Genomic DNA, 25461 nt, shown 5'->3' on the forward strand with positions numbered 1-25461 from the left:
GGCGCCGGCACTAATCAAGAGACGCGAAAGGCGGCCGACAGGTCGCGGCAGCGAACCTGATCGACGTCACGGGATTCACTCCCGTGACGGCCCTTGCGCACCTTAACCCCCACCGTCATGCTCCCTCGCGTGAACGCCGTCGAACTTCTCGCCCTCGCCTCGACCGCGAGCCTGCTCGCCGGTTGGCGCCTCTACCTCGTCACCTTCGTCGTTGGTCTGGCGATGAAGTTCGGCTGGGTTGCCCTGCCGGACCATCTCAGCGCGCTCGACGTGCTTGCCAATAACTGGATCATCGGCATCGCCGGCGTCGCCGCGCTGGCCGAATTCTTCGCCGACAAGATCGCCTGGGTCGATAGCGCATGGGACGCGGTGCACAGCGTCATCCGCCCCCTCGGCGGCGCGCTTCTCAGCCTGGCCATCGTCGATGCCGGCGACCCAACCTGGCAAGTCGGCAGCTTCCTGCTCGGCGGCGGCGCGGCCTTCCTCGCGCATGCCGGTAAGTCGGGCGCGCGGGCGATGGTCAACGCCAGTCCCGAGCCATTTTCCAACATCGTCGTCTCGACTGGAGAGGACGTTGCCACCGCCGGGCTGCTCGCGCTGGCGATTGCCAATCCGATCATCGCCGCCGTAATCGCGCTGGCCCTCGTCGTCCTTTCGCTGTGGCTGGTTTTCAAGGCCCGGCGCGCGCTGCGCCGCTGGCTTGAACCCAAACGCCCACGAACGGGTTGAGCCCTCGCGAAGGAGGGAAAGCATGCCCGTATCCGAACAACCCATCGTCGAACGTGTCGCCCGCGTCCTGGCCGGGGCCGCGCACAGCAGCAATGCCGAGGGCAGCGACCCCTCCGCCGGGGGGAAAGTCGACCTCGTCTGGAAGGAGCACGTCAACCAGGCGCTCGCCGTGCTGCATACTATGCGTGAACCGGACGAGAGCATGGCCGCAGTCGGCGATGCCGAGACCTGGTCGCGCATGGTCGAAAAAGCGATCGAAACGGCGGAGTGAACGCACGCGCCCGCGAACGGCCGCGGACGACTGGTCATCCCACCTGGACGCTTGTTACCTGCGTCCTCGCCTCCAGCCTGTCCTTTGTCGAAGGCTCGGTGCTCGGCGTCGCCTTGCCGGCGATCCGCGAAAGCTACGGCGCCGGCGCGCAGGAAGTGCAGTGGGTGGTCAACGCCTACCTTTTGCCGCTTTCGGCCTTGCTCTTACTCGGTGGCGCGCTGGGCGACCATTTCGGCCGTCGGCGCCTGCTGGTCATCGGCACCGCCATCTTCGCCGCGACCTCGCTCGTCTGCGCGCTTGCGCCGAGCCTCGAGGTGCTGCTTGCCGCGCGGGCGACCCAAGGCATCGGCGCGGCGCTTCTGCTACCCAACAGCCTCGCCCTGCTTAACGCCGCGTTCCAGGGCGAGAAGCGCGGCCGCGCCGTCGGCATCTGGGCAGCCTCGGGTGCCGCCGCTGCAGCGGTCGCCCCGCTGATCGGCGGCTGGCTCGTCGGCACTGCGGGCTGGCCGGCGATCTTCTACATCAACCTCCCGCTGGCGCTCGGCGCGATCCTGCTCGCGCTTAAATTCGTCGCGGAAAGCCGTGAGGCGGGCGGCGGGCGCACCGATTATGCCGGCGCCTTGCTGGCCACCGCGGGCCTTGGCGGAATCACCTACGCGCTGACCCTGTGGTCGGCCGAAAGCCGCTTCACCGCAGGGGCAATTGCTGCGGCGATATTGGGGATCGTGACGCTCGCCGCCTTTCTGCTCGTCGAACGCCACCGCGGGCGACGCGCGATGATGCCTCTCGACCTGTTCGCCAACCGCTGCTTCACCGGCCTCAACCTGCTCACTTTTCTGCTCTACGGCGCCTTCTCCGCGGCGATGCTGCTGGTCCCCTACGTGCTCATCACTAGCGGGGGCTATTCGCCGGTTGGCGCCGGACTGGCGATGCTGCCGCTGCCGATCGTCATGACCGCGCTGTCGCCGACGATGGGCGGGCTCGCCGCGCGCATCGGTCCGCGCGTCCCGCTGACGATCGGCCCGCTTGTTGTCGCGGCCGGCATGGCGCTGGCGTGGCTGGTGCAGCCGGACGGCAGCTACTGGACCGGCCTGTTCCCGATGATCCTGGTGCTGGCAATCGGCATGACCATCGCCGTGGCGCCGCTGACCGCATCCGTCCTCGGCGCGGTCGAGGAGCAGCATGTCGCCATGGCCTCGGGCTTCAACAGCGCCGTCGCGCGTACCGGCGGGCTGATCGCCACCGCCCTGCTCGGCGCGGTGCTGGGCAGCGAGGGCGCGCGGCTGTTCGGCGGCTTCCACGCCGCACTGACGATCGCCGCCGCGGTGTCCGCCATTGCCAGCCTCGTCGCGCTCACGATGCTTCCCGGCGTGCGCATGAAGGCAAACGGGCACGGCTAAACCCGCGGCGCGGATTGTGCTAAAATCAGCACGCTAACGACTCCACCAGACATGGGGGTGTGGAGATGACCGCGACCGTGCGTCCGTTTGCGTTCCTGTTCGCTGCCGGTGCGCTGATGAGCGTCAGCCCCGCCGAGGAACCGCAATTCTCAAAATCCTATTTGGCCATGCTCGATCCCACTGGGCCAGTCATGAACCTGTGCGGCGGCAAGAATGGCGGGATGCGCGCCAAGCTGATGCTGTCCGCCGCCGTGGTGCAGGGTGCCGCGCTTCCCGCGACGGAGCCTCTGCTCGATGGTCTCGGCAAGGTCGATTTCGCGATTACGACGGGAAACCCGCTTGCCCGGCGCTACTTCAACCAGGGACTGAGCTTCGCCTACGGCTTCAACCACGCCGCGGCGATCGCCGCCTTCCGCGAAGCGCAGCGGCTCGATCCCGACTGCGCGATGTGCTTCTGGGGTGAGGCGCTTGCGCACGGCCCGAACATCAATGCGCCGATGGATGCCGCCGTCAACGCACGCGCCGTCGGCCTTGCCCGCTATGCCAATTGGCTCGCGCGCAAGGGCACGCCCGCAGAGAAGGCGGCGACGGCGGCGATGCTGACCCGCTACGCACCTGACGCAAACGCCGACCGTGCCGCACTCGATGCCGCTTATGCCGATGCCATGCTCGCGGCAGCCAAGGCCCACCCCACGCACGACGACCTTGCATTGCTCGCCGCCGAAGCCGCAATGGACACCAAGCCGTGGGATTATTGGACACCCGACAAGCAGCCCCAGCCCCGCATCGGCGAGGCAATCCAGCTTGTCGAGACGGTCTACACCCGCAATCCCGACCATCCGCAGGCCGCGCACCTCTACATCCACCTGATGGAAAACGGGCCTGACCCAAAGCGTGCCGAGGCCGCCGCGGACAAGCTGGCCGCACCGCTTGCGCCCACCGCCGGTCACCTCGTCCACATGCCGGCGCACATTTACTACCGGCTGGGGCGCTGGAAGGATTCAATGCGCGTCAACGTCGATGCCGCGCGCGCCGACGAAACGTGGATCAAGGCCAGCGGTGACCGTGGCCTCGTCCGCTACGGTTACTACCCGCACAACGTCCATTTCATCGTCACCTCGGCACAGATGGCGGGCGATATTCCAACCGCCTTGCGCGAAAGCCGCAAGCTCGCCGGCATCCTCGATCCCAAGGTCAGCTCGCAAATCGGCTGGATCCAGGCCGTCAACGCTGCGCCCTACTTCGCAGCGCTCCAGATCGCGAGCCCGGCGCAGGTGCTCGCGCTGCGCGCGCCCGACCCACGCCTGCCCTACGCCAATGCCATGCGTCACTACGCCCGCGCGTCGGCCTACGCCCAGCAACGCAACCGTGGTGGCTTCGAGCGCGAGCTCGGCCGCCTCCGCGCGATCCGCGCGTCGGGCGATTTCAAGGGGATGGTCGACCAGGGCGTGCCCGCGACCGACCTGCTCCAGCTTGCCGAAACCGTCGCGCGCGCCCGCTGGGCCTACGCCGGCCGCAACTACGCCGAAGCCGCGCGCCTGTACCGCGAGGCGATCTCGGTCGAAGGCAAGATCAGCTATATGGAGCCGCCCTGGTGGTACTATCCCGTCCACCAGTCGCTCGGCGCGGCGCTCTACCGCGCGGGCAAATATGCCGAGGCGCAGGAGGCGTTTACCGCGGCGCTCGCCCGCTCACCCAATAACGGCTGGGCGCTTTACGGCCTGGCCGCGTCGGAACGCGCACTCGGGCACCGCGACCGCGCAGCCGCCGCCAACCTCGCCCTGCGCAAGGCCTGGCTCGGCAATCCCAACTGGCTGACGATGGACCGGCTTTAGCATTTCCCGTCACTGCGAGGGGCCGAAGGCGACGCGGCAATCCACGCCCGGGATTGCCTCGCTCCACTCGCAATGACAGCTAGGCGGCGTTCTTCGCGATGAAATCCTCAACCACCGGGGCGATCCGCTCGCGCCACTTGCGGCCGTTGAAGATGCCGTAATGGCCAACATCCTTGGCCAGATGATATTGCTTCTTCGACGCCGGCAGCTTGGTCGAAATGTCGAGCGCGGCGCGGGTTTGACCGATTCCTGAAATATCGTCTCGCTCGCCTTCGATCGCCAGCAGCGCCGTGTCGCGGATCGCGGCGGGATCGACGCGGCGCCCGCGATGCATCATCTTGCCCTTGGGCAGCAGGTGGCGCTGGAAGACCACGTCGACGGTCTGCAGATAGAATTCGGCGGTCATGTCGCACACCGCGCGATATTCGGCATAGAAATCGCCGGTCTGATCCGCGCTTTCCTCGTCGCCGACAACGAGATGCTTGAACATCTCCCAATGGCTGATGAGGTGGCTGCCAAGGTTCATGGTCATGAACCCGGCCAGCTGCAGGAAGCCCGGATAGACCTTCCGCCCCGCGCCCGGGTAGATCATCGGTACGGTCGCGATCACATTGTTCTGGAACCAGGCGTGCGGCCGCTGGGTAGCCAGCGTGTTGACCGCGGTCGGTGCCTTGCGCGTGTCGATGGGCCCGCCCATCATCGTCAGCGTTTTCGGCCGCCAGGCGCTCTTCGCGGCGTTCATCACCGCGGTCGCGGCATAGGCCGGCACGGCGGGCTGGCACACCGCAAGCAAATGCGGCCGCTCGCCGCGTCGTTCGCCGATCAGCTCCAGGAATTCGATGAGATAATCGACATAATCGTCGAGGTCGAAGCGCCCGTCGCGCGCCGGCACCAGCTTCGCGTCGCGCCAATCGGTGATGTACACGTCATGCCCCGGCAGCATCCGCTCGACCGTGCCGCGCAGCAAGGTCGCATAATGGCCCGACATCGGCGCCACGATCAGCAGCGGCGGCCCATCGTCCACTCCTTCGCGGATGAAATGCTTGAGCTGCCCGAACGGCTTGCGCAGCAGGATCTCTTCGCTCACCCGGACCTGCTTGCGGCCGACCGTGACGCGGTCGATCCCGAACTCGGGCTTGCCGCGCGGCGCCGAGGCATGCGCGAACACTTCCAAGCTTGCGCCGACGACGGGCCCCATCGAGCTGTAAGCCCAGGGATTTGCGGGATTGCTGAGCCAGCCGGCGCCCAGACCTGCAAGCTTGCTTGCTCCGGCAAGCAGCGAGCGCTGCATTTCATAGGCGTCGTAGAGCATTTAACCTCAATGTTCGGGGGAGCTTTGGCTGCAACAGATGTGGCGACGCTTTGCTCCCCACGCAAGCTTATGTTGCACCGCGAGAGGGCCGTCCGGGGAGTGAGGCGCCGCAGCAACACCGCCATCGCGCGAAACCAGGCGGGGCTTACGGTTCGTGAAGGAAAAGATGGTAAAGGCGGCAAATGATGGGGCGCGAAGCAATGCTGGGGGACGCGGCGGCGGTGGAGCCTGCCATGAAGCCGCGCCTCGGCTTCCGGCAACGCACTTCGAGTGATGCTGAGTCCGCGGCGGTCGGGCTGTATCGTCGTTTTTCACTGATGATCGTCGTGGCCGCGCTCCTGGTCGCGGTGCTCTTGTTCCTCGTCACGGACGTGGCGTTCGATCCGGCGGGGATGGGCATGGCCATGCTGCTGCTCGCAGTGACGACCGCGGGAACCCTTTGCCGCTGGACCAATCCTTGGCTGCGCCGCGTCGGCGACGCCTGCGGAATGATGGGCCTGACCTGGACCATGGCCCTCGCTGGCGGCTTCATCAGCCTTCTGGGACTGCGCCTGCGACTGCCGCTTGCCGACGACGCCCTGCTGCGCGCCGACCGCTGGCTCGGGGTCGATGGGCCGCAGTGGATTGCCGCGTTCCTGACCCGCGCCGATTGGCCGGCGATGGTCACCATGTCGTATAACCACACCGTCCCCGTGCTGACCTTGAGCCTGGCCGCGCAGGCGCTGGCCGGATGCCGCGCCGAGGCGTGGCGCGCGGCCTTCTGTTTCGCCGCATCGCTCCTGACCGTGTGCCTGGTCTCGATTCTGACCCCGGCGCGCGGCCTTGGCATGTGGCTGACCGACGCAACGCTAGCGCAATTGCCCGGCGGCGCCGCGCGCTATTTCTGGCCGAGCTTCGACCGTTTCTACAGCGGCGGGGGCGATGCGGTGCTGACTCTGGCGGCGATCGACGGGGTCGTTTCCTTCCCTTCGTTTCACACGGTGATGGGGCTGATCACGCTCGGCCTGTGGCGCCACTCGCCGATCGGCTTCGGCCTCGCGCTCGCCTGGTTCGTGCAGATGATGGCCGGCACTATGCCGCTCGGCGGTCATTATTTCGTCGATCTGCTCGGCGGGCTTGGCGTGTGGGCGCTGTGGTTCGCCGTGTCGCGCCGGGTCGAACGCCAGCACTAGAGGAGCGTCGGTCGCGCTGCTAACAGCCTTTCACGATGGCTGCGCTCCCCAACCGCCCCAAGGGCCGTTCTCTCAAGGATTTGCGGATGGTCTGGCGGTTTGCGCTGCGCCATCCGACGCAGATCGCCATTGCGGGCTTCGCGCTGCTCGTTGCCGCGGCGGCGACCTCGGGCATCCCTTATTCGTTCAAGCTGATCATCGACAAAGGCTTCGCCGGCGGCGGGGACATGGGCGATATCGGCCGCTGGTTCGAATATCTGCTGATGCTGGTGGTGATCATGGCCGCCGCCACCGCGCTCCGCTTTTATTTCGTATCGTGGATCGGGGAGCGGACCGTGGCCGACATCCGCCTCGCGGTGCATCGCAACCTGCTGCGCCTGTCGCCCGGCTTCTTCGAGGAGAACCGCCCGGCCGAGATCACCTCGCGGATCACCGTCGACACCACGATCATCGAACAGGTCGTCGGCAGCTCGGTTTCGATCGCCCTGCGCAACATCGTGATGGGCGCCGCCTGCGTCGTCATCCTGTTCGCGCTTGCGCCCAAGCTTGCCGGACTGATGCTTCTGGGCGTGCCGTTGGTGGTCGTGCCGATCACCTTCCTTGGCCGCCGGGTGCGGTCGATCTCCACGCGCAGCCAGGACCGCATCGCCGAAGTCGGCTCGGTCACCAGCGAAGTGCTGGGCGCGATGAAGATCGTCCAGGCGTTCGGACAGCAGGGCCGCGAAACGTCGCGCTTTACCGACGCTGTCGAGCGTGTGTTCGCGACCGCCAAGCGCCGCATCCTGCTGCGCGCGATGATGACCGGCATCGTCATCCTGCTGATGTTCGGCGCGATCACCATGATCATCTGGCAGGGCGCGATCGACGTCGCCGCCGGGCGGATGACCGGTGGCACCATCGCCGCCTTCGTCCTGTACGGCGGCTTGCTCGCCGGCGCGTTCGGCGCGCTGTCCGAAGTCTACGGCGACCTGCTGCGTGCCGCCGGGGCATCGCAGCGGCTTGCCGAACTGCTCGAGGCCAAGCCCGACATCGAAGCGCCGGCCAATCCGGCGACGCTGCCCGTCCCGCCGCGCGGCGAGCTCGCCTTCGACCGCGTCACCTTCCACTATCCGACGCGCCCCGAAACCTCGGCGCTCAATGATTTCTCGCTGGTGGTGAAACCGCGCGAACGGCTCGCCGTCGTCGGACCTTCGGGCGCGGGCAAGACTACCCTATTCCAGCTCGCCGAGCGCTTTTACGATCCGCAATCGGGCCGCGTGCTACTCGACGGCGTCGACCTCACCGCCGCCGACCCCGCCGACATCCGCGACCGCATTTCACTGGTTCCGCAGGACAATGTGATCTTTGCCGCATCGGCCCGCGACAACCTCCGCTATGGCGCTTGGGACGCGAGCGAAGATCAACTCTGGCAAGCTGCTCGGGATGCCAATGCGGAAGAATTCCTGCGTGCCCTGCCGCAGGGGCTCGACACCTTCATGGGCGAAGGCGGTGCGCGACTTTCCGGGGGTCAGCGCCAGCGCATCGCCATTGCCCGCGCCTTGCTGCGGGACGCGCCGCTGCTTCTGCTGGACGAGGCCACGTCCGCGCTGGATGCGGAAAGCGAACGGCTCGTGCAGGACGCGCTTGACCGCTTGATGGCGGACCGCACGACGATCGTCATTGCGCACCGCCTCGCCACCGTGCGCGCCGCCGACCGGATCGTCGTCATGGACGCCGGTCGCATCGTCGAGGAAGGAACGCACGCCACGCTCACCGCGCGCGGTGGGTTGTACGCGCGGCTGGCGCGGCTGCAGTTCGAAGACCGCGCGGCCTGACCCCTTAGCTCTTGGCGGGGCTCCGGGGCTTCGCTGGCGCGCGCTTGCGCGTCGTCGTGCGCCGCTTGGCCGCGGGCTTGGCCGCGCTGGTGCGCGCCTTTGCCGTTGTCGAGCGTGCGGCTGCCGCGCGCGGCTTCGCTGCCGCCTTGCGCTTGGCCGGGGCCTTGCGCTTGGTCGCCGCCTTGCGCGTCGTGCCGGTGCTCTTCGCAGTCTGCGCACGCGCGGGCGTATCGTCGTCGCTCCACTTACCCGACATCACGCGTTGCGCCGCATCGGCGACGGCTTCGGCGATGATCGAACCAAGCTTGGTCGCGCTGCTCATCATGTTTGTGGCGGCAGCCGACGCGCTGTCCGCCGCATCAAGTCCCGCGTCGCGGATCTTGCGCCGCGCCGCTGGGCTCGCGCTGATCGCAGCGGCAGCAGCGGCGAGTCCGGCCGCAAGCATTTCCTTGCTCATCGCGGCCTTCGCCAATTTATCCATCGTGTCCGACGTCGAAGGCTTGGTAGTTTTCCGGGTAGTGGTCCGTTTCGCGGATTTCGCCATTACAATTCTCCCACCGTTTCGCAGAAAAGACTTCAACAGCCGTAACGGTTCCCAAATGATCTCGCAAACGCCCGTCGACGGGCAGAAAATGTAAAGGGCACCGCCGCGGTTTCGCAGCGATGCCCTTCGACATGGTCAGCGGCCTGAAGGTGTGGCCGTCCGTCAGCTCATTCAGCTGTTACGAACACCCCTCTCCGACCTCTGTGCTGAACCATGAGACATCGGATCACCTCCTTTCGCTGCTTGATTGCAGGAGTGAAGATGAGTCTTATTCGGTTTAAACACAAGACTTGTCGTGATGTGAAATATCGGCAATCTTCTTTGGCTTCCGCAACTCGAGGCGCCAGTGCAGGTGCGCGGTTGCGCGGCAGTCGCAAGCCAGCACGAAGAGACGTCGAGATACGGACGGCCTGCGCGCAGCCGGCAGCACTCGCGTGACGCACCGCCGGTCAAGTCAGACTCGGCAGTCCTCCACAACGCGCGAAATTTCACCAGCCACCGGCATCACCAATGCGGGTCCGCCCGATACGCTGACCGCAATCCGGCCGCGGCTGAAGGCCATCGCGTCGAGCAACGGGTCCATTGCCGTCAACCCCGCGGCTAGGCGCGCTTGCGCAATATCGAAACGCGCCGGGACGTTGCGCCACTGGCCGCTCGTCCAGACCATGACCGCGGGCGCAGCCGCGCTTGCGGGTTTGAGGATGTCTACGCGCCGCTGCGACCGCGTGCACTGAATGGTCAGTTGCGGGCGCCCGGACGCGTCGCGGAAGACAGCCTGGCTGCCGTCCGCAAGTGTGCCGTGCACCCACGTACCGGGAAGCGGCGTCGCATAGCTGAAGTCGGGCCCGGCAGCGGCGGGCGTTTGCGCGAAAAGCGGGGTCGAAGCGGCCATCGCAAGCACCGCGAAAACGCGAAGGTGCATGCGTTCTACCGGTTCAGCTTGTCGACTTTGGCCTGCAATGCGGCAAGCTCGGCACGCAACGCATCGACTTCGCTGTCAGTGGGCTTGGCTTTGCCGGCAAACGCGCGGCTGGCATCTTCGAACATGGCCATGTTGCGCTTTGCAAGATCGGTCAGCACGTTGCCGCCGAAGGCATTGTGCGCGGCGCTCTGGTTCGCCTTGAAGGCATCCATTGCGGCCTCGAGGTAGGATGGGACGAAGGTCTGCATCGAATTGCCATAGAGGCCGATCAGCTGCTTGAGGAAGCTTAGCGGCAGCATGGTTGCGCCGCGTGCTTCTTCATCCACGATGATCTGAGTAAGCACTTGGCGGGTGATGTCTTCGCCGCTCTTGGCATCGACGACTTCGAACTCGCGGCCCTCGCGCACCATCTGCGCCAGCCGGTCGAGCGTGATGTAAGCCGAGCTTTCGGTGTCATATAGACGCCGGTTCGCATACTTCTTGATCGTCACCTTGGACGAAGACTTGGCCATGGAATGCTCCCAGAACGCGCCGCGCGGTCTACTACCGGATCATAGTGCGCTGCAACATGAACGCGCGCCGCGCCCGCTGCCGCTATTCCTGGAGCTTGTGCGTCAGCTGTCCACGCGCGATCCCGACCTCGCACGCGACGCGCTTGCTGGCCTGCGCGCCTACGCCGCAGCGCCGCGTCCCGACGCGCCGCCGCCACCGCCCGAGATTGCACGCGTGCGCGGCGCCTGCCTTCGCGATCATGGCGGCGCCGGCCCACCCGCCGTCCTCATCCCGTCGCTCATCAACCCACCGCGAATCCTCGACCTCGACCCCGATGTGTCGCTTGCCGCTGCGGTTGCGCGCATGGGCCGGCGATCTTTGCTGCTCGATTGGGGGCTCGCCCGCGACCGCGCCGATCTCGACGTTGCCGGGCACGTCGAGCATGTGCTTGTGCCGCTGCTCCGCGAGCTGGGTCAGCCGCCCGCGCTGGTCGGCTACTGCCTTGGCGGGACGATGGCGCTCGCCGCCGCCAATTTGATCGCCTGCGAACGCGTCGCAACGCTCGCGACGCCGTGGAATTTCGCCACCTATCCCGACCGCTCTCTGGAGGCGATCCGCGACACCTGGACGCACGCTCGCGCCGCCGCCGCCGACCTTGGTGCGCTTCCGATGGAAGTTCTGCAGGCGAACTTCTGGTCGCTCGACCCCCAACGCACTGTGGCCAAGTTTGCCGAGTTCGGCCACCTCGATCCCGCAAGTCCGAGCGCTGCACGATTCGTCGAGCTTGAGGATTGGGCCAATGGCGGTGAGCCGCTCCCATTCCCTGCCGCACGTGAGTTGATGGAGGACATCTTCGGGCGCGATTTGCCCGGCAAAGGCGAATGGCTGGTCGGCGGCGTCGCGGTCACCGACGACTTGCCCATTCCCCGCCTCCACCTCCTTGCCGCAAGCGATCGCATCGCGCCGCCGGCGACGGCGGCAGCCGGCAGAACGATCGCGATTGCCAGCGGGCACGTTGGCATGGTGGTCGGGTCCGCTCGCAAGAAGCTCCATGCCGAGCTCGCCGGCTTCCTAGACTCGCTTGCCGCTGGCAGCGCTGGCCGCTAAGCCGCGCGCCACGCACCCATAGCTCAGCTGGATAGAGCGCTGCCCTCCGAAGGCAGAGGTCAGAGGTTCGAATCCTCTTGGGTGCGCCAATTTAGGCGCAGCCATAAGGATCGAACCGCGGTTCGGAGTCGAGCGAAGCGAAGACAATCCCCTTGGGTGCGCCGTTATGGCGTTGAGGGCATATTCCCAGCTTCTTCCAGGTCGACACCCGCCGCTTCAATCAGCTCGCGCTGGCTGGAATCCTGGCCGGGTTCGTGCTGCTGCTCGCGGCCTTCGGGACGGTCGTCAGCGTGTTCGTCAACAACCACGCGTCTGCCGACCGCGTTCGTCACACATATGACGTCGTGGCCGAATTGTCGCAGCTCGAAACACAGCTTGAGCGCGCGGAGAACGGGCGGCGCGGCTATCTCATCGCGCCATCCCCCTACCGCTTCGAAGTCTATGCCGAGAACGCCAGGCTGGTCCCGCAAACCCTAGAAGGGGTGAGTGAACTCGTCAGCGACAATCGCACCCAGGTCGCTCGCCTGCGTGAATTGCGCCAGCTCATCATATTGCAAATGGCCGACATCCATCGGTCGATGGCGCTCGCCCGCGGCGGCCGCACTAATGAGGCCGTGCAGACCCTTCGTGCCGCCCATGATGCAAACATCATCCGTCGCATCCGGGAGGTCACCGGTGCCATGCGGCAGGAGGAATATGCCCTTCTTCAGCAGCGATCAGCGGCGGAGCGCGACACGCTGTCGCGGCTCCAGTTCGTGCTCGGCGTCACGGGCATCCTTCTGCTGCTCGTGGCGGTGGCGGCTTTCCTCCTGGTTCGCCGCTACACGCTCGACCTTGCCGCCACGCGCGACCGTCTCAACCTGCTCAATACCGACCTCGAAGCCGCGGTCACCGAGCGCACGGCCGACCTGCGCCGCGCCAACGACGAAATCCAGCGCTTTGCTTACATCGTCAGTCATGATTTGCGTTCGCCGCTGGTCAACATCCTCGGCTTCACGTCCGAGCTTGAGAGCACCAACAAGTCGCTTGGCAAGCTGATCGAGCGTGCCGAAAAGGACGCGCCGCAGATCATCACGGAAGACGTCCGCAACGCGCGCGAGGACTTGCCCGAAGCGATCGGATTTATCCGCTCCTCGACCCAGAAGATGGATCGGCTGATCAACGCCATCCTGCGTTTGTCGCGCGAGGGTCGCCGAACGCTCTCGCCCGAACCGCTCGAGATGGAGGCGGTGATCAAGGAAATCGCGGCGTCGCTCGAACATCGGGTCAATGAGGTCGGTGCAGAGATCCGCATTGAGCGCCCCATCCCGAACATGGTCAGTGACCGCGTGGCGATCGAGCAGATTTTCTCCAACGTGATCGAGAATGCCGTCAAATATCTCGATCCCGCGCGGCCGGGTCGGGTCGCGGTGCGCGGCCGCAAGGACGGCGCGAACGTGATCTATGAGATTGCGGACAATGGCCGCGGCATTGCAGACAAGGATCGTGAGCGCGTCTTCGACCTGTTTCGCCGTGCCGGAACGCAGGACCAGCCCGGCGAGGGCATCGGCCTTGCTCACGTACGGGCGCTCGCCTTCCGCCTTGGCGGCTTCATCGATGTGCAATCGGAGCTTGGTAAAGGCTCCACATTTCGTCTAAATCTTCCAGCAACTTACGTCGAGCAAGGAGGCGCAGCTTGAACGACCAGCGGCCCGTGAACATCATCATGATCGAAGACGATGAGGGGCACGCGCGCCTGATCGAAAAGAACATTCGCCGCGCGGGAATCTCCAACCATCTGCGCCATTTCCTCGACGGCGGGACCGCGCTCGATTTCCTGTTCAACCATCCTGAAGGGCCGGCCAAGAACGGCCCCGCCTTGGTCTTGCTCGACCTCAACCTGCCGGACATGAGTGGCACCGACATCCTGCAGCGCATCAAGTCCGACGAAGCGCTGAAGCGCACTCCGGTGGTCGTCCTGACGACGACCGACGACAAGGTCGAAATCCAGCGCTGCTACGACCTTGGCTGCAACGTCTACATCACCAAGCCGGTCAATTACGAGAATTTCGCCGACGCTATCCGCCAGCTCGGCCTGTTCCTGTCGGTGATCCAGGTTCCCGACCCGCAGGCCTGATGCACGAACCGCGCCGCATCCTCTACATTGACGATGACGACGGCCTGCGTCGTCTGGTCGAGAAAATGCTCACCCGCCGCGGGCATGACGTGGTCGGTGCCGGCAGTGGGCGCGAGGGCGTCGCGCGCGCCGGCGAAGGCGGCTTCGATCTCGTCGCGGTCGACCATTACATGCCGGAGATGGACGGGCTCGAAACCTTGGCCGAGCTGCGCAAGCTGCCCGATTGTCCCCCCGTGGTCTACGTTACCGGGTCGGAGGAAAGCCGCGTCGCGGTTGCCGCGCTGAAGGCCGGCGCCACCGAATATGTCGTCAAATCGACCGGTGAGGATTTCGTCGATTTACTCGAACAGGCATTCTCGCTCGCGCTCGCCAAACGCCGCCTGGCAGAGGAAAAGGCCGCTGCCGAAAGCGCGCTCAAGGAATCGAACGAGCGGCTTCAGCTCCTCCTGCGTGAGGTGAACCACCGCGTCGCCAACTCGCTGCAGATCGTATCGACCATGGTCGGCATGCAGGCGCGCTTGTTGTCCGATGATCTCGCCCGCGACGCGCTCGACGATACGCAGCGGCGCGTCGATGCGATCGCCAAGGTCCACCGCAACCTCTACACCTCGAACGACGTCAACAGCGTCGCCATGGACGAATATTTCGCCGCGCTGATCGCCGAGCTTGAGGGCACCTGGTCGACCCCGACGGCGCCGCGCGAGATCCAGCTTCGGTCGGAACCGCTTCACCTCCATGCCGACAAGGCCGTGTCGCTTGGCGTGATCGTCAACGAACTTGTCACCAACGCCTGCAAATATGCCTATCCGTCGGATTCGCCCGGCGTCATCCGCGTCGATTTCGCAAGGTCGGGCGACAACCACTTCCACCTCAGCGTCGAAGACGACGGCTGCGGCATGCAGGCCGGCGACGCCCCGCGCGGCACCGGGCTGGGCACCAAGCTGATCACCGCCATGGCGCGCTCGCTCGGCAGCAAGGTGGTTTACGACGTCGGCCGCGACGGCGGCGTCAAGGCGAGCCTCAAGGCTGCCGCTTAGCCGCTAGGCATTCCCTGCGGAACCGGCCATCCTGCCCGACGAAAGGGGGAGCCGAATGACCGCAGATTCGAACGGCCGCACGCGGCGCCAGGATGCGCTGGTGATCGGCGCCTCGTCGCTTGGCACGGTGTTCGAATGGTATGATTTCTACCTTTACGGCCTGCTCGCGGCGATCATTTCCGAACAATTCTTCTCGGGCGTCGACCCCACCACCGGCTTCATCTTCGCGCTCGCCGCCTTTGCCGCGGGCTTCGCGGTCCGCCCCTTCGGCGCGCTTGTGTTCGGCCGCCTGGGTGACCTCGTCGGCCGCAAATATACCTTCCTCGTGACCATGGGCCTGATGGGCCTGTCGACCTTCCTTGTCGGCCTGCTTCCCAGTTACGCCAGCATCGGCGTCGCCGCACCGATCCTCCTTATCGTCCTTCGCCTGGTGCAGGGCCTCGCGCTGGGCGGGGAATATGGCGGCGCTGCCACCTATGTCGCCGAACATGCGCCGGATGGTCGCCGCGGCTTTTATACAAGCTGGATCCAGACCACTGCGACGCTCGGGCTCTTCGCCGCTCTGCTCGTTGTCATCGGCATCCGCACCACCGTCGGCGAGGACGCATTCCGCGACTGGGCGTGGCGCCTGCCGTTCCTGCTGTCGATCCTGCTGCTCGGCGTATCACTGTGGATCCGCCTGCAGCTCGCCGAAAGCCCCGCGTTCGTGCGGATGAAGGAGGAAGGCACGCGCTCGAAAGCGCCGATCCGCGAAGCCTTCGGCCGCTGGCCCAACCTCAAGCTCGTTCTCATTGCCTTGTTCGGTGCCGTCGCGGGCCAGGCGGTCGTCTGGTACACCGGCCAATTCTACGCGCTCTTCTTCCTCGAACGCGTGGTCAAGGTCGATCCCGCTGCGGCCAACATCATGATCGCCGTGGCACTGGCGCTGGCGACGCCCTTCTTCATCCTGTTCGGCTGGCTGTCGGACAAGATCGGGCGAAAGCCGATCATCATGGCCGGGTTGCTGCTTGCAGCCGCCACCTATTTTCCCTTGTTCAAGGCGCTCACCGTCGCCGCCAATCCCGCGCTCGCCGCCGCGCAAGCCAGCGCCCCGGTCACCGTCGTCGCTGACCCTGCGACCTGTGCCTTCCAGTTCGACCCCGTCGGCAAGAGCAAATTCGAAAGCCCTTGCGACATCGCCAACTCTTATCTGGCGAAGTCCGGCGTCTCCTACGCCAGCCAGGACGGCGCAGCGGGAAGCGCAACCACGGTGCGGATCGGTGCAACCGGCCTCGGCGTGAACGACGCGAAAGCGTTCGAAGCGCAGGCCCGCGCCGCGCTCGATGCCGCCGGCTATCCCGCCAAGGCCGATCCTGCGGCGATCAACCGCCCGCTGGTCGTCGCCATCCTGTTCCTGCTCGTGCTCTATGTGACGATGGTTTACGGGCCGATCGCCGCGCTGCTGGTCGAGCTTTTCCCGACGCGCATCCGCTATACGTCGATGTCCCTACCCTATCACATCGGCAACGGCTGGTTCGGCGGCTTCCTCCCCGCAACCGCCTTCGCGATCGTCGCCGCGACGGGGAATATCTACAGCGGTCTGTGGTATCCGATCATTATCGCGAGTGCGGGCCTCATCATCGGGCTTCTGCTGCTCCCCGAAACCCGCGACCGCTCGCTCGACTAACTCTTGCCCTCGCCCGGAATGGGCGTCGGCGTGTCGAGCGTCTCGATCACGTAGAGCCGCTTGACCATCACCATCAGCACCACCGCCAGCGGCGCGGCCAGGATCACCCCCAGCGTCCCGAACAAGGTGCCGAATGCGATCAGCGAAAACAGCAGCACCGCGCCGGGCAGATCCACCGCATATTGCTGGACCAGCGGGGACAGCAAATTGCCCTCGAACTGCTGGATGCCGAAGTACAGAAGCGCCACCCACAAAGCGAGGTCGGGGCTGACTGCAAGTGCCAGCAGCAAGGCCGGGATCGCGGCGATGATCGGCCCCGCAAACGGAATGAACTCGAGCAATCCCGCGGCAAGACCGAGTACGAACGCCGACGGCATCCCCAGGAACCACAGGCCGATGCCCGTCATCAGCCCGACGACGACCATCGCGATCGCCTGGCCCTTCAGCCACAGGCGAAGCGCGCGGTCGGACTCAAGCAGCGCTTCTTCGGCGATTTCACGGCGCCGCGGCGGCACCAGCTTGATCACGCCGGTGCGGTAGAATTTGGCCTGCGTCGCAAGATAAATCCCGGCGAAGATCACCACCACCAGGTCGGCGATCCCACCGCCGATCGACATGAGCGTCTGCCCGATCCTTGAGACGCCGCCGCTGGGCTTGGAAAAGCTCGCCACCAGTTGGTCGAGTTGTGCGCCCAGACCCATGTCGCCGACGCGTTTCTCGAACGCCGCCCAGGCGTCGGGCAATGTCTCGCGCAAGGTCGTAAGCTGCTGGCTGACCTGCGCCCCGAAAAGGGCAACCATCCCGATCACGCCACCCAGCACGATGAGGATCGACAGGGCAGTCGCGACCCCGGCCGGCACCCGCGTGTAATGGCAGATGAGGTCGGCCACCGCGCGGAAGATGGTGGCGATCACCACCGCACCGAACAGCATCAGGAAGATGATCCGCAGCTGCCACAGCAGGAACAGCAGCGCGGCAAGCCCAAGGACGATGAGCACGCGGCGAACGAAGATGTGCTCGCTCTGGCCGTCTTTCTTTGTCGCCGCCATGCCCTACTCCGCTGCTACTCGGCGATGAAAGCGCTGAAACGGCTAACTGTTCCGCCTTGGCAACGAGTTCAGTCGGCCGGCCACGTTTCGATGATCTCGACGAAGCGCGACAGCCAGGCGTTGGTCTGGTGCCCGTCGACCACGCGATGGTCGATGGTCAGCGTCACATAAGCCATCGGCCGGATGAGGATCGCGTCCTGCCCTCCGATCGTGCGGACCACCACGCGCTTATCCAGCTTGCCGACGCCCAGGATCGCCGCCTGCCCCTGATGGAGGATGATCGGCGCGGCGAGCAGGCTGCCCGACACACCATGGTTGGAAATGGTGAAGCTCCCGCCCGAAACGTCGGCGCGGTCGAGCTTGCCGTCGCGAGCTTTGGTCGTGAGTGCGTTGAGCCGCTCGCCAATCGCTTCAAGCGACAATGATCCGGCATCCTTAACCACCGGCACGACCAAGCCCTTTTCGCCGAGCGCGGTGCCGACGCCGATGTCGATCGTCGGCGCAATCGCAATGCGGTCTTCTTCCCAACGCCCGTTGATCGCCGGGGCCACCGCCATCGCCTCCGCCGCGGCTTTCACGATATAGGCGGTGTAGCTGAGCTTCATCCCCCGCGCGGCGAGCGCCGCCTTGTGCGCGGCAATCGCGGAAAAATCCGCCTCGAACAAAGCCGTGACGTGCGGCGCGTCGGTCACCGCGCGCACCATATTTTCGGCAATCGTGCGCCGCATCCGGTCGTGCGGAATGTCCTGCGCGGAAAAGTGCCGCGGCTGCGCGGTGGTCGGCTCACCGACACTCACCGTCGTCGCACTGGCCACCGCGCGGTCGACATCCTCGCGGGTGACCCGCCCGTTGCGCCCGGTTCCCGAAATGCGCGCCGGGTCGATGCCATGCTGCAGGCACGCGCGGCGAACCGAGGGCGATAAACGGGCTTCTTGCCCTCCTCCAACCTCGTTCGTCCTGAGCGAAGTCGAAGGGCGCTCTGCCACGCCTTGCGCCACACGCCCTTCGACTTCGCGCTCCGCGCTCCGCTCAGGACGAACGGATGTTTGTTCGCTGCTAATCCGCCCCAGCACCGCCCCCGGCACCGCCTCGGCATCGGTCTCAAGCAAAATCTCGCTCAGCACCCCCGCCGCCGGCGCGGGCACCTCCTGAGTCACCTTGTCGGTTTCAAGCTCGACCAGGGGATCGTTCTCTGCGACCGCATCGCCAACCCGCTTGAGCCAAGCGCGCACCACCGCCTTGGTCCCCTCCTGCTCATCGGGAACGCGCACTTCGATCATTTCAAAATCCCACCAACCGATCGATCTCCGCGCGGATGCTCGCTGGCGACGGCAGCGCCCATTCCATCAGCTTGGGATGATGCGGGCTCGGGATGTCCGGCATTGTGACGCGCGCGACCGGCGCGTCGAGATCGAGAAAGGCTTCGTCCGCAACCACCGCGGCAATCTCCGCGCCAAAGCCGCCCGTGCGCAAATCCTCGTGCACGATCAGGCAGCGGCGCGTGCGCCGCACGCTCGCCAGCACCATCTCCCGATCCCACGGCATCAAAGTCCGCAAGTCGATCACATCGGCGCTGACACCCTCCGCCGCCGCCTCGCAGCGCGGCACCATCGCGCCCCAGGTGACGATCGTGATCTTGTCGCCCTCGCGCGTCTTCTTCGCTCGCCCGAACGGCAGCACGTAATCATCGCCGGGCCAGGCCCGCCGCGCCCAACTGTCGTCGAGCATCGCACGATGTTCGAAAAACAGCACCGGGTCGTTGCCGCGCAGGCTTCCGCGCAGCAGCCCGACGGCATCCTCGGCATTGCTTGGCACCGCGACCTTCCAGCCGGGATTGTGCACGAACTCGACCTCGTTGGTCATCGAATGCCACGGGTCGCCGCCTTTGAAGAAGCCGCCCGGCACGCGCAGCACCATCGGCGCGGCAAAGCGGTTGTTTGTGCGCCAGCGCATCGTCCCGCAGTCGTGGATCTGCTCAGTTGCCGGCTCGGCATATTTGCGGAACTGGATTTCGGGCACGGGCATCAGGCCCGCCAGCGCCATCCCCACCGCGCGCCCGACGATCCCTTCCTCGTTGAGCGACGTGTCGAACACCCGCTCGCGACCGAACTTTTCCTGCAGCCCAAGCGTCACCGCATGGACGCCGCCCTTGGGCCCGACATCCTCGCCGAACACCAGCATGCGCGGATTGGCTTGTAGCTCCTGGTCGAGCACGCGGCGGATCGCGGTCACCATGTTGATCCGCTGGCCCTCCGGCGCAGGCGTGTCGGTGGTGCCGTCCAGGCTCAGCCCCGCCCCGCCACCGACCTGCTGCATCTCGCCTTCGAAAAAGACGTTGCGCGTGACATTCTCGGGCAACGACACGCCACGCGCTTCGGCCTTGGTACGCGCCGCCTCGACCTGCCACGCGGTCTCGCGCTCGATATCGGCCCATTGCTGCTCGCCGATCTGCATCTTCTCGCAATGTGCCTTGAGCTTGGGCAGCGGATCGCGCGCCCATTCGGCCGCGATCTCGTCCTCGCTCTTGTAGGTCTGCGTGTCCTGGAAGCTATGCCCCTCCAGCCGCGGGACGGTCAGCCGCAGCAGCGCCGGCGCGCGGTTGCCCCGCACGTGGCTGACCGCGGCGTTCACCAGGCGCGCCGCCTCGACCGGATCGGTCCCGTCGCCGTTGAAGATCGTCAGCCCGCTGAAGCTTTCGAGATTGGCGGCAATGTCGCGCCCGGGTGTTTGATAATCCGACGTGACAGAGATGCCGTAGCCATTGTCCTCGACGTAAATGAGCAGCGGCAATTGTTGCGTTGTAGCAATTGTTACCGCAGACCAAAATCCCCCGGTCGCGCAGCTCGCATCGCCGCCAAGCACTAGGGCGATCGCATCGTCCGGCCCGTCCTTGAGCACCTGCTGCTTATACGCAATCGCCTGCGCCCAGCCGGCTGCCGGCGTATATTGCGCCCCCACCCCGCCGCACATCGGCAGCGCGTGCGCGCCGCCGGGGTTTGGATAGTTGAACACGACGCCGATATCGCGCCCGTCCGAATATCCGCCCGCCAGGCCCATGCCCGATCCCAGCGCATCCGCCAGCGGCACGCCGAGCGCGAGCAGCAACGGTCGCGAGCGATAATAGCCGCACGCTGCGTCGCCGTCCTTGAGCTGCATGCCGAGCAGCACCTGCGCCATGTCGTGCCCGCGCGCGCTGAACTGGTAGAGCACCTTCTTGGCGGGGACGAGCTCCTGCTCCTCCAGCCGGTCCATCTCGCGGCTGGTCAGCACCAGCCGCGCAACCTCGCGCCAATCCACGTCGGCCGTCACCTTGCCCGGGTCGCGCTCAGCCATTCAGCGCCTCGACCACCGCGGCGGTAAATCGGTCGATCTGGTCGTCGCTGAGGCCGACCACGTTGAAGCGCCCGCTGTCGGCCATGTAGATCGCATGATCCTCGCGCAGCTTGAGCACTTGCTCGCGGCTCAGCGGGAGCATCGAGAACATGCCCCACTGCCGCCCGATGAAGGCCAGCCGCGGGTCAGCCGCGGCAAGGCGCTGGCGAACCGCATTGATGCGATCGCGCATCGCGGTCAGCTCGACAAGCCAATCGGCCTTGAGCGCAGCATCGTCGAGGATGATCCGCACGCACGCCGCGCCATGATCGGGCGGCATCGACCACATCTCTCGCGCGCGCATGGACACATGCTTCATCGCCAGCGCGGTCGCGCTTTCCGACCCCGTCTTCACGAACAAGGATCCGACGCGGTCGCGATAGACGCTGAAATTCTTGTCGCAGCTTTGCGCGATCACGACCTCGTCGCACGTCTCGAGCATCAGCCGGACGCCGAACGCATCCTCGTCGAGTCCGCGCCCAAAGCCTTGATAGGCAATGTCGACGAATGGGATCAGCCCGCGCTTGGCGACGATCCGCGCAACTTCACGCCACTGATCTTCATCAAGGTCGGCGCCTGTCGGGTTGTGGCAGCAGCCGTGGAGCAGCGCGACATCGCCCGCGTTGGCCGCGGACAGCGCATCGACCATCGCGTCAAAGCGGATGCTGCCCTGCCCGCGCTCGTAATAAGGATATTCGGCGACTTCGAGCCCCACGGCGCGGATGATCGGCGGGTGGTTGGGCCAGGTGGGCGTGCCGACGTGGACCCGCGCCGACGGAATGGCCAGCGCCAGAAGCTCGAACCCCAGGCGGAGCGCGCCGCAGCCGCCGGGCGTCTGCAATCCGGCGATCCGCGCATCGTCTGCCAGCGGCCCGAGCAGGATCGGGCGCAACAGCTCGGCATAGCGCTTGTCGCCCTGCATCCCGAGATAGGCCTTGGTCTCCTGCGTCTCGCGCAGGATCTCCTCGGCCCGCTTGATCACCTTCAGGATCGGCGTGTTGCCCGCGCCGTCGCGGAACACCCCGACGCCGACGTCGATCTTCTCGGGCCGCGGATCCGCCGCGCACAATGTGATCAGCTGGAGGAGCGAATCGCTTTCGACCTCGGGAAGGTCCGCGAGGGGGCTATGACGCGCTTGCGTGTCGCTCAACATGCAGCGGCGATTAGCGTGTCTCGTTCCCCGACGAAAGCCGGGGGTTCAGGCGTCGTAATCCACCGCCACGCCGTCCCCCACAGGCACCGACTGGCAGGTCAGCACATAGCCTGCAGCAACCTCCTCGTCGGTCAGGCCGTAGCGCGCCGCCATTTCGACCTTGCCGGAGGTTACGCGCGCCCGGCACGTCGCGCACACCCCCGCCTTGCACGCGAAGGGCGCCGGCAGGCCGGACTCGCGCGCACTGTCGAGGATGTTGCCGGCGGTGAAGGGCACCTTGCGCGTCCGGCCGTCCAGCGTGACCGACATGCTGACGCCCGCCGCCTGCGTCTGCAGCTGCGCCATCTCCGCCGCGAGCGCGGCCGAGGGCCGGCCCGCGGTAAAGCGCTCGATATGGATGCGCTCCTTGGGCACATCACGCTCGAGCAACGCGGCTTCGGCGGCGTCCATCATCGGCCCGGGGCCGCAGATGAACCATTCGCCGATCGCGGCCGGATCCCCGATCAGCTGGTCGATCGCCGCGCCGCACGTCGCCTGGTCGAGCATGCCGTTGAATAGCTCGACATCCTGCTCCTCGTCGCTGAGGAAGTGATACAGCTCGAACCGCCCGAGATAGCGGTCCTTGAGTGCCGCCAGCGCCTCAAGGAAAATCACCGAGCTGCTGTCGCGATTGCCGTAGAAAAGCGTGAAGCGACTGCACGGTTCGACCGAAAGCGCCGTGCGGATGAGCGAGATGATCGGCGTAATCCCCGATCCGCCGGCAAAGCCGACATAATGCCGCGACTGCGCGGCATCGAACGGCACGGTGAAGCTGCCGTGCGGCGGCATCACCGCCAGCCGCTGCCCGGGCTTCAACTCCTCCGCCACCCAATTGGAAAAGACCCCGCCCGCGATGCGCTTGACGGTCACCATCAGCTGGTTGTCGGCGGGCGCGGTGCACAACGAATAGTTGCGCCGCACTTCCTCGTCGCCGACGATCCCCATCAAGGTCAGATGCTGCCCCGCCTTGAATCGGAACGCCTCGGCCAGCTCGGGCGGGACCTTGAAGCGGATCGACACCGCTTCGTCGGTCTCAGGCACGATCTCCTCGATCTCCAGCGCGTGGAAATGCTCGGCCATCAGCTTAGCGTGCTCGTATCCAAAACCGTTTGTGTCGAGCGAAGTCGAGACACGTCGGCGTCAACGTCCCTCGACTTCGCTCGGGACGAACGGGTGGGGAACTCACTTACCACTTGGCGTCGGGGTAGGCGCGCGGCAGATATTGCATCACCGCCAGCAAATGGCCGAGATGCTCGCTGTGATGGCCACGACGCCCGCCCAGGATCGGCCGCTGGTCGGGCGGCATCGTCAGCTTCGCTTCAGCCAGCACCGCTTCGATCGCGTTGTAATATTCGGTCTCGAACCCGCGCGGATCGGGCACCGTCTGGCGCGCGATCATTTCCTCCAGGCTCTCATCGACCTCGAACAGCTCGGGCACGAAGCGCCAGCACCAGTCGATGCCCTCGGCCATGCGCCGCGCGCTTTCCTCGGTCCCGTCGCCCAGCCGGATCACCCATTCGCCCGCCAGCTCGCGGTGATAGGCGACTTCCTTGACCGCCTTGGCCGCCAGTTCGCGCAGGAACGTGTCGGGGCTCTCGGTCAGCTCGCGATAGAGCAGGTGCTGCCACGTCGAGAACAGAAGCTGGCGCGCCATCGTCTGCGCGAAATCGCCGTTGGGCTGTTCGACCAGCAGGCAATTCTTGAAATCGAGCACGTCGCGCCGAAACGCCAGCTCGTCCGCATCGCCATTATTGGCGTGGCCGAGCAGCAGCGTCGCCTGCCCGATGAGGTCGAGCGATAGGTTGGTCAGCGACAGGTCGACTTCCAGCGCCGGCGCGTGCCCGCACCATTCCCCAGTCGCTGGCCAAGGATCAGCGAGTCATCGCCCAGCCGCATCAGATAATCATAATAGACGTCCTCGAGCGGGTCGCGGACCATCGTGACGTCCTCATCGAACGCGCCATGGTCCGGCGCGACCTTGGCCTTGTCGATCACGTCTTTTTCGTAGGAGGGGAGCGAGGGCATTAGATGTGCTTCACCTCGTCCGGGATGTCGTAGAACGTCGGGTGGCGGTATACCTTGTTCTCCGCCGGCTCGAACAATTCCCCCGCCTGGTCGGGGTCGCTCGCGACGATATCGGCCGAGCGGATGACCCACAGGCTCACCCCTTCCTGCCGGCGCGTATAGGTATCGCGTGAATGCGCCAGCGCCAGCTCCGCGTCGGGCGCGTGCACGCTGCCCACGTGACGATGGCTCAGCCCGCCCTTGGCGCGGACGAACACTTCCCACAGCGGCCAGTCACCGGACATCGAAACATCCTTCGAGACGGGTCTTCGACGCGCTTCGCTTACTCAGCCCCTCCTCAGGACGAGCGGAAAGAGAATACCGCTCATGCTGAGGAGCCGCTGAGCTTGTCGAAGCGGCGTCTCGAAGCACCATCAAGCCGCTTTCCTCTCGCGCCGCTTCGCCTCATGCGCATCCGCCGCCTCGCGCACCCAGGCGCCATTGTCCCAGGCATCGCGGCGCGCCTTCATGCGCTCCTTGGCGACCGGCCCTTCGCCGCGCACCACCGCGTAAAATTCTTCCCAGTCGATCGTGCCGAAGTCGTAGCCGCCCTTGGCCTCGTTCCACACCAAATCGTCGTCGGGCACGCGAAGGCCCAGGAAATCCGCCTGCGGCACGGTGATATCGACGAACTTCTGGCGCAGCTCGTCATTGGTCTCGCGCTTGATCCGCCAGCGCATCGACTGCGCGGTGTTGGGCGAATTCTCATCCGGCGGGCCGAACATCATCAGGCTCGGCCACCACCAGCGGTTGAGCGCGTCCTGCGCCATGCGCTTCTGCTCCGCCGTGCCGCCCGCCAGCGCAATCATGATCTCATAGCCCTGGCGCTGGTGGAAGCTTTCTTCCTTGCACACGCGAACCATCGCGCGGGCATAGGGGCCATAGCTGGTGCGCTGCAGCGGCACCTGGTTCATGATCGCCGCGCCGTCGACCAGCCAGCCGATCGCGCCCATGTCGGCCCAGGTCAGCGTCGGGTAATTGAAGATCGTGCTGTACTTGGCTTTGCCCGAATGCAGCGCCTCGATCATTTGCTGGCGGCTCGTGCCCAGGGTCTCCGCCGCGCAATAAAGGTAGAGGCCATGCCCCGCCTCGTCCTGCACCTTGGCGAGCAGGATCGCCTTGCGACGCAGCGAGGGCGCGCGCGTGATCCAATTGCCTTCGGGCAGCATGCCGACGATTTCGCTATGCGCATGCTGGCTGATCTGCCGCGTGAGCGTGCCGCGATAGGCCTCGGGCATCCAGTCCTTGGGCTCGATAAACTCGTCCGCCGCGACCCGCGCCTCGAATGCCTCGAGCAGCGCCGGATCCTCAAGGCTCTCGACCTTGGCGGTTTTCTGCAATTCGGTGGTGTACATAGTCCGGCTCTA

General features: G+C 65.8%; 24 protein-coding genes and 1 tRNA gene. 12 read left to right on the forward strand and 13 right to left on the reverse strand.

The features are described 5' to 3' along the window. Positions 1–129: 129 nt before the first annotated feature. From H9L13_RS10000 to H9L13_RS10015, 4 genes are all read left to right on the forward strand, one after another. Complete coding sequence (locus tag H9L13_RS10000) at positions 130–729, forward strand: DUF4126 domain-containing protein (protein ID WP_187537558.1); 600 nt, start codon at positions 130–132, stop codon at positions 727–729. A gap of 22 nt (positions 730–751) precedes the next feature. After that, complete coding sequence (locus tag H9L13_RS10005) at positions 752–1000, forward strand: hypothetical protein (RefSeq protein WP_187537559.1); 249 nt, start codon at positions 752–754, stop codon at positions 998–1000. Next, on the forward strand, positions 997–2400 hold the full coding sequence (locus H9L13_RS10010; RefSeq protein ID WP_187537560.1) for an MFS transporter: 1404 nt from the start codon (positions 997–999) through the stop codon (positions 2398–2400). The genes H9L13_RS10005 and H9L13_RS10010 overlap by 4 nt, the downstream gene beginning before the upstream one ends. Positions 2401–2465: 65 nt before the next feature. After that, entirely contained in the window at positions 2466–4235 is a 1770-nt protein-coding gene (locus H9L13_RS10015; RefSeq protein ID WP_187537561.1) for a tetratricopeptide repeat protein, read from the forward strand. Between the two features lie 79 nt (positions 4236–4314). Here the strand turns inward: H9L13_RS10015 and H9L13_RS10020 are convergent, their stop codons facing one another. Next, positions 4315–5547 (reverse strand): polyhydroxyalkanoate depolymerase, encoded by a 1233-nt coding sequence (locus tag H9L13_RS10020; RefSeq protein ID WP_187537562.1) that lies wholly within the window; start codon positions 5545–5547, stop codon positions 4315–4317. Between the two features lie 182 nt (positions 5548–5729). On the opposite strand from H9L13_RS10020, the gene H9L13_RS10025 reads away from it, so the two are divergent. Both H9L13_RS10025 and H9L13_RS10030 read left to right on the forward strand, forming a co-directional pair. Further along, positions 5730–6719: a phosphatase PAP2 family protein gene (locus tag H9L13_RS10025; protein ID WP_187537563.1), complete on the forward strand. Its 990-nt coding sequence runs from the start codon at positions 5730–5732 to the stop codon at positions 6717–6719. Positions 6720–6754: 35 nt separating this feature from the next. Then, positions 6755–8533, forward strand: a complete 1779-nt coding sequence (locus H9L13_RS10030; RefSeq protein ID WP_187537564.1) for an ABC transporter transmembrane domain-containing protein — start codon at positions 6755–6757, stop codon at positions 8531–8533. 4 nt (positions 8534–8537) lie between these two features. Here H9L13_RS10030 and H9L13_RS10035 read toward each other — a convergent pair whose 3' ends face one another. The 3 genes from H9L13_RS10035 to phaR all read right to left on the reverse strand — a co-directional run bounded on the left by H9L13_RS10035 (position 8538) and on the right by phaR (position 10511). Further along, entirely contained in the window at positions 8538–9014 is a 477-nt protein-coding gene (locus tag H9L13_RS10035; protein ID WP_187537565.1) for a hypothetical protein, read from the reverse strand. 517 nt (positions 9015–9531) lie between these two features. After that, the gene (locus H9L13_RS10040) at positions 9532–9999 is read right to left on the reverse strand and encodes a hypothetical protein (protein WP_187537566.1); all 468 of its coding nucleotides are present in this window, start codon (positions 9997–9999) and stop codon (positions 9532–9534) included. Positions 10000–10004: 5 nt separating this feature from the next. Beyond that, the gene (phaR, locus tag H9L13_RS10045) at positions 10005–10511 is read right to left on the reverse strand and encodes a polyhydroxyalkanoate synthesis repressor PhaR (RefSeq protein ID WP_187537567.1); all 507 of its coding nucleotides are present in this window, start codon (positions 10509–10511) and stop codon (positions 10005–10007) included. Positions 10512–10608: 97 nt separating this feature from the next. Between phaR and H9L13_RS10050 the strand changes: the two genes are divergently transcribed. The 6 genes from H9L13_RS10050 (at position 10609) to H9L13_RS10075 (ending at position 16417) form a co-directional block, all read left to right on the forward strand. After that, entirely contained in the window at positions 10609–11598 is a 990-nt protein-coding gene (locus H9L13_RS10050; protein ID WP_235090906.1) for an alpha/beta hydrolase, read from the forward strand. A 12-nt stretch (positions 11599–11610) separates the two neighbouring features. Further along, positions 11611–11687 (forward strand) — tRNA-Arg (locus H9L13_RS10055). 165 nt (positions 11688–11852) lie between these two features. Next, positions 11853–13277, forward strand: a complete 1425-nt coding sequence (locus H9L13_RS10060; RefSeq protein WP_235090908.1) for a sensor histidine kinase — start codon at positions 11853–11855, stop codon at positions 13275–13277. A 26-nt stretch (positions 13278–13303) separates the two neighbouring features. Then, positions 13304–13714 (forward strand): response regulator, encoded by a 411-nt coding sequence (locus tag H9L13_RS10065; RefSeq protein ID WP_223176507.1) that lies wholly within the window; start codon positions 13304–13306, stop codon positions 13712–13714. Beyond that, positions 13714–14751 (forward strand): sensor histidine kinase, encoded by a 1038-nt coding sequence (locus tag H9L13_RS10070; RefSeq protein ID WP_187537569.1) that lies wholly within the window; start codon positions 13714–13716, stop codon positions 14749–14751. Before H9L13_RS10065 ends, H9L13_RS10070 begins: the two co-directional genes overlap by 1 nt. Positions 14752–14806: 55 nt before the next feature. Continuing rightward, positions 14807–16417: an MFS transporter gene (locus H9L13_RS10075; RefSeq protein ID WP_187537570.1), complete on the forward strand. Its 1611-nt coding sequence runs from the start codon at positions 14807–14809 to the stop codon at positions 16415–16417. On the opposite strand, the gene H9L13_RS10080 is transcribed toward H9L13_RS10075, so the two are convergent. From H9L13_RS10080 to paaA, 9 genes are all read right to left on the reverse strand, one after another. Continuing rightward, positions 16414–17466, reverse strand: coding sequence for an AI-2E family transporter (locus tag H9L13_RS10080; protein WP_187537571.1), 1053 nt, complete (start codon positions 17464–17466; stop codon positions 16414–16416). The two genes, H9L13_RS10075 and H9L13_RS10080, sit on opposite strands and share 4 nt — an antisense overlap. A 68-nt stretch (positions 17467–17534) precedes the next feature. Then, positions 17535–18746, reverse strand: coding sequence for a dihydrolipoamide acetyltransferase family protein (locus tag H9L13_RS10085; RefSeq protein ID WP_187537572.1), 1212 nt, complete (start codon positions 18744–18746; stop codon positions 17535–17537). Position 18747: 1 nt separating this feature from the next. After that, positions 18748–20799: an alpha-ketoacid dehydrogenase subunit alpha/beta gene (locus H9L13_RS10090; RefSeq protein ID WP_187537573.1), complete on the reverse strand. Its 2052-nt coding sequence runs from the start codon at positions 20797–20799 to the stop codon at positions 18748–18750. Further along, the gene (locus H9L13_RS10095; RefSeq protein WP_187537574.1) at positions 20792–21991 is read right to left on the reverse strand and encodes an amino acid aminotransferase; all 1200 of its coding nucleotides are present in this window, start codon (positions 21989–21991) and stop codon (positions 20792–20794) included. Before H9L13_RS10095 ends, H9L13_RS10090 begins: the two co-directional genes overlap by 8 nt. 45 nt (positions 21992–22036) lie before the next feature. Then, entirely contained in the window at positions 22037–23110 is a 1074-nt protein-coding gene (locus H9L13_RS10100) for a 2Fe-2S iron-sulfur cluster-binding protein (protein WP_187537575.1), read from the reverse strand. Between the two features lie 106 nt (positions 23111–23216). Beyond that, positions 23217–23858 carry a 1,2-phenylacetyl-CoA epoxidase subunit PaaC gene (gene paaC / locus H9L13_RS10105; protein WP_342354492.1) on the reverse strand — a complete coding sequence of 214 codons (642 nt, stop codon included), beginning with the start codon at positions 23856–23858 and terminating at the stop codon, positions 23217–23219. Then, positions 23837–24055, reverse strand: coding sequence for a phenylacetate-CoA oxygenase subunit PaaI (locus tag H9L13_RS12800; RefSeq protein WP_244954804.1), 219 nt, complete (start codon positions 24053–24055; stop codon positions 23837–23839). The genes paaC and H9L13_RS12800 overlap by 22 nt, the downstream gene beginning before the upstream one ends. Further along, positions 24055–24339 (reverse strand): 1,2-phenylacetyl-CoA epoxidase subunit PaaB, encoded by a 285-nt coding sequence (gene paaB / locus H9L13_RS10110; protein ID WP_187537576.1) that lies wholly within the window; start codon positions 24337–24339, stop codon positions 24055–24057. Before paaB ends, H9L13_RS12800 begins: the two co-directional genes overlap by 1 nt. 129 nt (positions 24340–24468) lie before the next feature. Further along, positions 24469–25449: a 1,2-phenylacetyl-CoA epoxidase subunit PaaA gene (paaA, locus tag H9L13_RS10115; RefSeq protein WP_187537577.1), complete on the reverse strand. Its 981-nt coding sequence runs from the start codon at positions 25447–25449 to the stop codon at positions 24469–24471. Positions 25450–25461: the final 12 nt, after the last annotated feature.

Origin of the sequence: Sphingomonas lutea (assembly GCF_014396785.1) — a bacterium.
In the GTDB taxonomy this organism is placed as follows: domain Bacteria; phylum Pseudomonadota; class Alphaproteobacteria; order Sphingomonadales; family Sphingomonadaceae; genus Sphingomicrobium; species Sphingomicrobium luteum.

Excerpts from the sequence above, each read along its gene's own strand:
- paaB (WP_187537576.1), bottom strand. The coding sequence starts at position 24,339 with ATGTCCGGTGACTGGCCGCTGTGGGAAGTGTTCGTCCGCGCCAAGGGC.
- H9L13_RS10030 (WP_187537564.1), top strand. The coding sequence starts at position 6,755 with ATGGCTGCGCTCCCCAACCGCCCCAAGGGCCGTTCTCTCAAGGATTTG.
- H9L13_RS10100 (WP_187537575.1), bottom strand. The coding sequence starts at position 23,110 with ATGGCCGAGCATTTCCACGCGCTGGAGATCGAGGAGATCGTGCCTGAG.
- H9L13_RS10085 (WP_187537572.1), bottom strand. The coding sequence starts at position 18,746 with ATGATCGAAGTGCGCGTTCCCGATGAGCAGGAGGGGACCAAGGCGGTG.
- paaA (WP_187537577.1), bottom strand. The coding sequence starts at position 25,449 with ATGTACACCACCGAATTGCAGAAAACCGCCAAGGTCGAGAGCCTTGAG.
- H9L13_RS10015 (WP_187537561.1), top strand. The coding sequence starts at position 2,466 with ATGACCGCGACCGTGCGTCCGTTTGCGTTCCTGTTCGCTGCCGGTGCG.
- H9L13_RS10020 (WP_187537562.1), bottom strand. The coding sequence starts at position 5,547 with ATGCTCTACGACGCCTATGAAATGCAGCGCTCGCTGCTTGCCGGAGCA.
- H9L13_RS10075 (WP_187537570.1), top strand. The coding sequence starts at position 14,807 with ATGACCGCAGATTCGAACGGCCGCACGCGGCGCCAGGATGCGCTGGTG.
- H9L13_RS12800 (WP_244954804.1), bottom strand. The coding sequence starts at position 24,055 with ATGCCCTCGCTCCCCTCCTACGAAAAAGACGTGATCGACAAGGCCAAG.
- H9L13_RS10005 (WP_187537559.1), top strand. The coding sequence starts at position 752 with ATGCCCGTATCCGAACAACCCATCGTCGAACGTGTCGCCCGCGTCCTG.
- H9L13_RS10080 (WP_187537571.1), bottom strand. The coding sequence starts at position 17,466 with ATGGCGGCGACAAAGAAAGACGGCCAGAGCGAGCACATCTTCGTTCGC.
- H9L13_RS10025 (WP_187537563.1), top strand. The coding sequence starts at position 5,730 with ATGATGGGGCGCGAAGCAATGCTGGGGGACGCGGCGGCGGTGGAGCCT.
- H9L13_RS10040 (WP_187537566.1), bottom strand. The coding sequence starts at position 9,999 with ATGCACCTTCGCGTTTTCGCGGTGCTTGCGATGGCCGCTTCGACCCCG.
- phaR (WP_187537567.1), bottom strand. The coding sequence starts at position 10,511 with ATGGCCAAGTCTTCGTCCAAGGTGACGATCAAGAAGTATGCGAACCGG.
- H9L13_RS10035 (WP_187537565.1), bottom strand. The coding sequence starts at position 9,014 with ATGGATAAATTGGCGAAGGCCGCGATGAGCAAGGAAATGCTTGCGGCC.
- H9L13_RS10090 (WP_187537573.1), bottom strand. The coding sequence starts at position 20,799 with ATGGCTGAGCGCGACCCGGGCAAGGTGACGGCCGACGTGGATTGGCGC.
- H9L13_RS10065 (WP_223176507.1), top strand. The coding sequence starts at position 13,304 with ATGATCGAAGACGATGAGGGGCACGCGCGCCTGATCGAAAAGAACATT.
- H9L13_RS10095 (WP_187537574.1), bottom strand. The coding sequence starts at position 21,991 with ATGTTGAGCGACACGCAAGCGCGTCATAGCCCCCTCGCGGACCTTCCC.
- H9L13_RS10070 (WP_187537569.1), top strand. The coding sequence starts at position 13,714 with ATGCACGAACCGCGCCGCATCCTCTACATTGACGATGACGACGGCCTG.